Source organism: Streptomyces sp. NPDC007162, assembly GCF_040634175.1.
Lineage (GTDB): Bacteria > Actinomycetota > Actinomycetes > Streptomycetales > Streptomycetaceae > Streptomyces.
This window is the reverse complement of sequence record NZ_JBEYFC010000425.1, coordinates 1-7,825: the sequence shown is the minus strand read 5'-3', so window position 1 is coordinate 7,825 and position 7,825 is coordinate 1. Positions and strand designations below refer to the sequence as shown.

At 70.3% G+C, this 7,825-nt stretch carries 6 protein-coding genes; 2 read left to right on the top strand and 4 right to left on the bottom strand.

Features of this window, described 5'->3' with window-relative positions:
- The 3 genes from ABZ646_RS34810 to ABZ646_RS34800 form a co-directional block, all read right to left on the bottom strand.
- A partial coding sequence (locus tag ABZ646_RS34810; RefSeq protein WP_360528039.1) for a hypothetical protein occupies window positions 1-378 on the bottom strand: 378 nt, incomplete at its 3' end.
- Between the two features lie 62 nt (window positions 379-440).
- A complete protein-coding gene (locus ABZ646_RS34805) occupies window positions 441-842 on the bottom strand; it encodes a peptidoglycan-binding domain-containing protein (protein ID WP_360528036.1) in 402 nt (133 codons plus the stop codon).
- A gap of 33 nt (window positions 843-875) precedes the next feature.
- Window positions 876-1,124 carry a hypothetical protein gene (locus tag ABZ646_RS34800; RefSeq protein WP_360528033.1) on the bottom strand — a complete coding sequence of 83 codons (249 nt, stop codon included), beginning with the start codon at window positions 1,122-1,124 and terminating at the stop codon, window positions 876-878.
- A 175-nt stretch (window positions 1,125-1,299) separates the two neighbouring features.
- Between ABZ646_RS34800 and ABZ646_RS34795 the strand changes: the two genes are divergently transcribed.
- Both ABZ646_RS34795 and ABZ646_RS34790 read left to right on the top strand, forming a co-directional pair.
- The gene (locus ABZ646_RS34795; protein WP_360528030.1) at window positions 1,300-5,154 is read left to right on the top strand and encodes a WD40 repeat domain-containing protein; all 3,855 of its coding nucleotides are present in this window, start codon (window positions 1,300-1,302) and stop codon (window positions 5,152-5,154) included.
- Between the two features lie 832 nt (window positions 5,155-5,986).
- Complete coding sequence (locus ABZ646_RS34790; RefSeq protein WP_360528027.1) at window positions 5,987-6,688, top strand: class I SAM-dependent methyltransferase; 702 nt, start codon at window positions 5,987-5,989, stop codon at window positions 6,686-6,688.
- Between the two features lie 81 nt (window positions 6,689-6,769).
- Here the strand turns inward: ABZ646_RS34790 and ABZ646_RS34785 are convergent, their stop codons facing one another.
- A complete protein-coding gene (locus tag ABZ646_RS34785; RefSeq protein ID WP_360528042.1) occupies window positions 6,770-7,813 on the bottom strand; it encodes an LLM class flavin-dependent oxidoreductase in 1,044 nt (347 codons plus the stop codon).
- Window positions 7,814-7,825: the final 12 nt, after the last annotated feature.

Here is a 7,825-nt window from a genome sequence, read left to right as displayed (position 1 = left end):
GCAGTCCGGAACACCCGATATCTTCCGGCCGCCCTGCAGGTACACGTTGCTCACCCAGGCGAAGTCGCTGCCCGTCGTGAGCGTCACCTCGCTCCACCAGGAGTTGGTCCCTCCGTTGGGGTCGGGAACCGCGGTGGTGTTCTTGTCGGTCTGGCAGTAGTCGTAGAGGTAGATGTGCGACACCGTCGCGAGGATCGCGGCGCCGGTGTTGGGCGCCGCCCGCAGATGAACGTCGGTGGCGTAGACGTACACGGTCTTGCGGGCAGTCGGCTGCGCCGAGGTCTGTCCGGCGGCCTGGGCAGCCGGGGAACAGAGCAGCCCCGACATGGCCATGGCCACGGTTGCCGCTCCCGCGAGTAGACGCTTGCTGGACTTCATGACACTCCTTCTCCTGCGCCCGTCGGGAAACGGGCTGTTTCGGGATGGATGGGCGTGGGGAATCAGCCCCCGGCGACGAGACGAAGTCCCCACCACGACTCAGGTCCGGGGAATCCGTCCACGCTGACGTGCTTGTGGTAGACGCTGTTGTACGTCTGCTGGGCGAGCTCCATCGCGGCCTGCGAGTGCGGGCCGAAGATTCCGTCGACGGGGTCCGTGTAGTACCCGATGCGACTGAGCAGGCACTGAGCCTCGATGCCCGCACTCGTCACCGACGTCGATGACGGAACGATCGTGTTCCCGCTGTAGTGACCGGCGTATTCACCTCCTCCGGAGGCGTAGAAGTGACAGGAGTACGCCTGGGTGGACAGGGTGTGGGCCTGGGCCGCGGAGGCGGTGGCCAGACCGCCGCCCACCAGGACGGCAGCAGCCAGGACCGCTGGAAGACACCTGCGGACATGCATGGCGAATGTCCCTCCGTCAGGGGGTGGATCGGGTCAGCCGGTGGTGGGCAGGTAGGAGTCGCAGCCGGAACCGAGCCATCCGAGTAGGTCGTCACCGGTCTCCGGGCCGACGATCCCGTCCACCTTCACGTGGTGAGGGGTCGGCGAGTTGTTGATCCCCTCCTGCGTGCACCTGACCGCGTTGTAGTGGTTTGGACAGCCGTAGCCGACCCAGTCCGCGCCGACTCGTGCGTCGGCCGCGCCCGCTGTGCCCATGACGGCGAGCGCGAGTGCGGTACTCACCACGGCGCTTCTCGCGGCCGGTTTTCTCATCGGTGTCCCTTTCCTCGGGGCGAGCACAGCGATCCGCCTGTGACCCCGTTTGTACAGCCGTTTCGTTGTCCGGAATCGGGGGTTGAGCGCCGGACGACAAGCTCCGGACAATGAGCCGGATCTGTTGATCTCGAGGAGGTGCGGGGTGCCACGAGCCGAGCGTCCGTTGGCGGACGACGACGGCGTGCTGACCGTCTTCGCGGCCGACCTGCGACGATTACGGGCCGAGGCCGGGAGCCCGCCCTATCGGGAGTTGGCCCGTCGGGCGCACTACTCGTCCACGACCCTCGCGGACGCCGCCGCGGGGCGGAGACTGCCGAGCCTGGCCGTCACCCTCGCGTACGTACGGGCCTGTGAGGGCGACCCGGCCGCATGGGAGGCGCGGTGGCGGTCGGCCGCCGCGGAACTGGCGGCCGAGAATCCGGCCGAGACGTCGCTCGGTTCCTGGGACGACGAACGCCTGAGCCCCTACGCGGGGCTCGCGGCGTTTCAGCCGGAGGACGCCGAACGGTTCTTCGGACGCGAACGCCTGACCGACGACCTGGTCACCCGCGTCCGGGACCATCGCTTCCTCGCGGTGTTCGGAGCCTCCGGCTCGGGCAAGTCGAGCCTGTTGCGGGCCGGCCTGCTGCCCAGGGCCGATGCCATCACCCCGGGGAAGGGCGAATGGCGCACGGTACTGCTCGTCCCGGGCCCCCACCCGCTGGAGGTGTGCGCCGCACGACTGGCCGCCTTGAGCGGCGGATCAGCCACCGCCCTGTCCGAGGAGCTGCGGGAAAAGCCGCGCGCCCTGCACCTGAGTGTGCTGCAGATCCTCGCCGACCTACCTGAGGACAGCGAACTCCTGCTGGTCGTGGACCAGTTCGAAGAAGTCTTCACGCTCTGCACCAGCACACGGGAACGGGCCGCATTCATCGAGGCCGTGATCACCGCAGCCCAGGCCGCCAACAGCCGCACCCGCGTCGTGATCGGTGTCCGGGCCGACTTCTACGCCCGCTGCTCCGAACACCCGGACCTCGTCGAGGCGCTGCGCGACGCCCAGTTGCTCGTCGGCCCGATGACCACCGACGAACTGCGCCGGGCCATCAGCCAACCCGCCGTACAGGCCGATTGCACGGTCGAGACCCCGCTGCTGGCCCGCGTCGTCGCCGATGCCACCGGCCAGGCCAACGCCCTGCCCCTGGTCTCGCACGCTCTGCGCGAGACCTGGCGGCGCCGACGCGGCAACACCCTCACCCTGGCCGGTTACGAAGCCGCCGGCGGTATCCGGCATGCTCTCGCGCAGACGGCCGAAACCGTCTTCGCCGGTCTGACGCCCCCGCAACAGCACCTGGCCCGCGCCGTCTTCCTGCGGCTCGTCGTCCTCGGTGAGGGGACCGACGACACCAGACGACGTGTCGCGCGCGCCGAACTGGACGGTCTCGCTCATCCCGGCACCCAGGCCGTTGTGGACGCGCTGGCCCAGGCCCGCCTCGTCACACTGGACACCGACACCGTCGAGATCACCCACGAGGCACTGCTCCAAGCGTGGCCGCGGCTGGCCGGCTGGCTGAACGAGGACCGGGCAGGACTGCTCACCCACCAGCGGTTGACGGAAGCCGCAACCACCTGGGAGCGCGAGCACAGGGACCAGGGCCTGCTCTACCGCGGCAGTCAGCTGGCCACAGCCGCCGAGTGGGCCGAACGCCACCGCGGCGACCTCCTGCTCGGCGAGCGGGTCCAGGAGTTCCTGACGGCGTCCCTCCGGCAGCAACGCCGGGCCGGCCACCTGCGCCGAGCCGCGGTCGCCGTACTGGCCGTCCTCACGCTCCTGGCCTCAACGGCCGCCGTCGTCGCGTTCCAGCAGCGCGGCGCCGCACGGGCGGAGCGTGACGTCGCCATATCCCGCGAGATCACGGCCCGCTCGGAGCAGGTGGAGAGCAACGACACCTCGCTGGCCGCACGTCTCAGCCTGGCCGCCTACCGGCTGCGGCCCTCACCCGAGCTCTACACCAGGCTCCTCAGCACCGAGAACACGCCCCTCGCGACCACGCTGACCGGACACACCGACACCGTTTTCGCCGTGGCCTACAGCCCGGACTGGCGCACCCTGGCCACCGCGGGCGCCGACGGAACCGTCCGACTGTGGAACGTCACCGACTCCGCCCACCCCAGAGCACTCGGCACACCCCTCAGGGACCACATCGGCTGGGTGTACTGGCTGGCCTTCAGCCCCGACGGCCACACGCTCGCGGCCGCGGGCCGCGGCCGGGCGGTACGACTGTGGAACGTCACCGATCCCACTCACCCCACGGTGTGGGGTCCACTCCTGAAAGGCCACACCAGTTACGTGTTCTCGGTGTCGTTCAGCGCCGACGGCCGGATCCTGGCCACCGCGGGCTACGACCACACACTGCGGCTGTGGAACGTGTCCGACCCCGCGCACGCCACACCTGTCGGTCACGCCCTGACCGGCCACGTGGGGGCGGTCGCCTCCGCGACGTTCAGCCCGCGAGGGCGCGTGCTGGCCAGCGCCGGCCACGACCACACCATCCGCCTGTGGAACATCGCGGACCTGGCCGCCCCCAAGCCTCTCGGACCTCCGCTGAGAGGCCACAAGGACACCGTCTACGCGGTCGCCTTCAGCCCCGACGGACGCACGCTGGCCAGCGTCAGCAACGACCACACCGTGCGCCTGTGGGACGTCTCCCGTCCCGCGCACGCCACACCGCTGGGCCCCGCGCTGACCGGCCACACCGACTCCGTGTACGCCGTGGCGTTCAGCCCCGACGGACAGATCCTCGCCACCGCCGGAGCCGACCACACCGTACGGCTGTGGAACGTCACCGACCCCGCGCACCCGTCGGCCCTCGGCGAACCGCTGACCGGTCACACCGACTACGTCTACTGGCTGGCCTTCAGCCCCGACGGCCACACGCTCGCCAGCGCCTCCCGTGACCACACGGTGCGGCTGTGGAACCTTCCCGGTACGCGTCTGACTGTCCCCGGCCCCCTCACCGCCGTCGCCTTCAGCCCCGACGGCCATGTCCTGGCCACCGGCGGCACGGGCCAGCGCACGAAGCTTTGGGACGTCACCGACCCCGGACGTCCCAGAGCGCTGTCGGCACTGGCAGTCCCCACGGGCAGCGGCTCCCGAGTGGCCTTCAGCCGGAGCGGTCACGTGCTGGCCACCGCGGGCGCCGACGGCACGGTGCGCCTCTGGAACGTCGCCGACCCCCGTCACCCCCGCCGCCTGCGCGTGCTGGCCGGTCACACGGGGCCGGTGATGCGCGTGGTGTTCAGCCCGAACGGCCGCGTGCTGGCCACCGCGAGCGCCGACCGCACCGTACGGCTGTGGGACGTCGCCGACCCGGGGAATGCGCGTGCCCTGAGCGTCCTACGAGGCCACACCGACAGCGTCGAGGCGCTGGCGTTCAGTCCGGACGGACACGCTCTGGCCAGCGCGGGCTCCGATGACACGCTCCGTCTGTGGAACACGTCGAATCCGGCACACCCCCGGCTGTTCCGGCCCGCCGTGGGGACCGACAGCGGCGGCATCCGCGCCGTAGCCTTCAGCCCGAACGGTCATACCCTCGCCACCGCGAGCGCCGACCACACCGTACGGCTGTGGAACGTCACCGACCCCGCCCACTGCGCACAGGTGGGACAGCCGCTCACAGGCCACTCCAGCTTCGTCGACTCCCTCACCTTCAGCCCGGACGGACACACCCTGGCCAGCGGCGGCGACGACCGGACCGTGCGCCTGTGGGACGTGGCCGACCCAGCCCACGCCACCGCCATGGGATCGGCCCTGACCGGTCACACCGGAGCCGTCAACGACACGGCTTTCAGCCCCGACGGGCGCCTCCTCGCAACCGCCGCCGACGACCGTACCGTCGAGCTGACGCGCGTCAGGGTCGGGGCGCCCGTCCGGCGCATCTGCGCCACTACGCGCAACGCCCTGACGCCTCCGCAGTGGCAGCGGTACCTGCCCGATCTTCCCTTCCGTTCCCTGTGCTGACCCGCACCGGCCGGTGCGCACCATGAGCCCGACGGACGCACACCGGTCCGCTGCAGAACCGACGGGTCACCGCCCGCGGAGGGGCCCGGTCGTCACCTGGGCCGATCCCAGGTAGGAACTTGGGAGAGCCGTCTGCCAAGAACCCTTACCGGCGCTGATTCCCACTGACCGGGCCCGGAGCGGCGCAACAGCCGCTCCGGCCGCGTCCGGTTGCCGCCGTTCGGCGTTGCTCACCGGTGGTGACGTCAGGCACGCTCCAGCTCGTCCGTCTTTTCGGCGGACGCGGTCCGGGCGCGACGGCGTCCCAACAGGGCGCTTCCCGCGATCACCAGGCCGATGACGACGACCCGTCGGCTCCGCCGAGGTGCCGGGCAGCCGTAAGAAGACCCACGCTGCCGCGAGACCACCGAGAACGATCAGTGCGACAGCCCCACGTCCCGAGCCCCGCCCACCCGGGCCCCGGGTCACAGCCTCGCTCGTCGGTGCCGCTGCCCGGCAGCTGCGCGCAGATTTCGTCGTGTACCTGGCCGCGGTCCCAGACGGCGTCGTGCTGAACTTGACGAGCGGGACATCGCGCCGAGTCCCCACTTCCTACCCGGGCCGCAAACCACTGCTCGATCGCGAGGCGCTGTGCTCCAAGCATCACTTGATCACCGACGGCCACGGCATCCCGGATTGCGCTCAAAGACGTCATGCGGGGGGATCCATGGAGGCGCTTCTCTTTCCGGACCTCGCGAGGGTGACGGTGGCGTCGCACCGTGGCTTCCCGCACGATCCGCCTCCGTGCTTATGGTGAAACCTGAGGTGCTGTCGCAGCGAAAGAGATGCCAGGGTGACGAAGACAGGTGAACGTGCGGCGCGAGTGCGCGAGGTGCGCCGACGACTCGTGCAGGACGGTCCGCCGCGCACGCGCGATCCGGAGGCGGACTTCGAGACCGTCACGGTGCCCGAGCAGCACTGCGACCAGTTGCGCGACCTCCTGATCGCCGAGAAGGCCGCGACGGTCGTCGAGATCGGTCTCGCCTACGCCAGTTCCGCGCTGGCGATCGGCGAGGCGCTGGTAACCATCGATCGTCCCAACCCCCGGCACATCATCATCGACCCGTTCCAGGAGCGAGAGTTCTCCAACGCCGGCTGGGACCTGCTGCGCTCGGCGGGGCTTGAGACGATCGCCACGCTCAAGGCCGCCCCTTCCTCTCTCGTGCTTCCCCAACTGCTGACCGAGGGTTTCGTCGCGGACGCCGCCTTCGTGGACGGCAGCCACCGGTTCCATGAAGTCTTCGTCGACCTGTACTTCCTGCGCAAGGCCGTCCGGCCCGGTGGGCTGATCGTCATCGACGACGACTGGTGGCCGTCGGTGCACACCGCCGTGCGGTACTACGAAAAGAACCTGGGATGGGCGGTGGTCCCCGACGCGTTCCCCGGCGAGGCGGCCGGCGTCGGACCGCAGGGCAAGAACGGCGCCCGATGCAAGGCCTACCGCTTGCCCGATGCTCCGTTCGAGCCCTCCTTCGAGGACTTCCGCGCGTTCTGAGCCGAGGAAGCCGAGGACGGCGACGAGATCCGTGGCCCCGAGCCGCTGCAGCACCACGTATGGACTTGTCGGCCGGTGCTGTCAGCGCCAGCCGAGTGCGGGTGCGACGTGGGTCAGGACGCTGTCGAGGATGTGCGCGTTGTAGTCGACCCCGAGCTGGTTGGGCACCGTGAGCAGCACGGTGTCGGCGGCGGCGATGGCCTCGTCCTCGGCGAGCTGCTTGACGAGTGCGTCGGGTTCGGCGGCGTAGGAGCGGCCGAAGATGCTGCGTGTGTGGGCGTCGATGTAGCCGATCTGGTCCGTGGAGTCGCGGTCGCGGCCGAAGTACGCGTGGTCCCGGTCGTCGACGAGCGGGAAGATGCTGCGGCTGACCGACACCCTGGGGGTGCGGGTGTGGCCCGCGGCGCGCCAGGCGTCGTGGTACGCCTCGATCTGCTTGCGTTGCTGGACATGGAGCGGCTCGCCGCTCTCGTCGTCCTTGAGGGTCGAGCTCTGCATGTTCATCCCGAGCCCGGCGGCCCAGACCGCGGTCGCGTTCGAGCCGGCACCCCACCAGATGCGCTCTCGCAGGCCCTCGGAGTGCGGCTCGATCCGAAGCAGCCCCGGCGGGTTGGCGAACATCGGCCGGGGGTCGGGCTCGGCGAATCCCTCGCCCTTCAGCACCTGGAGCAGTTCCTCGGTGTGGGCGCGCGCCAGGTCGGCGTCGGTTCCCCCCTCCGGCGGCTGGTGACCGAAGTGCCGCCAGCCGTCGATCACCTGCTCGGGTGAGCCCCGGCTGAGGCCGAGCTGGAGCCGGCCGCCCGAGATCAGGTCGGCCGCGCCCGCGTCCTCCGCCATGTAGAGCGGGTTCTCGTAACGCATGTCGATCACCCCGGTGCCGATCTCGATCCGGCTGGTGCGCGCGCCGATGGCGGCGAGGAGCGGGAAGGGCGAGGCGTGCTGCCGTGCGAAGTGGTGGACCCGGAAGTAGGCGCCGTCCACCCCCAGCTCCTCCGCGGCGACGGCGAGGTCGATCGCTTGCAGCAGCGAGTCCGACGCCGAGCGTGTTGCGGAGTGCGGCGATGGCGTCCAGTGTCCGAAGGCCTTGATCCGGTCGACGATCGTCAATCGGCCGTCAGGTGACATCACGGCCAGGTC

Coding starts and splice junctions, on each gene's coding strand:
- ABZ646_RS34805 (WP_360528036.1), bottom strand. CDS start 842: ATGCATGTCCGCAGGTGTCTTCCAGCGGTCCTGGCTGCTGCCGTCCTG.
- ABZ646_RS34785 (WP_360528042.1), bottom strand. CDS start 7,813: ATGTCACCTGACGGCCGATTGACGATCGTCGACCGGATCAAGGCCTTC.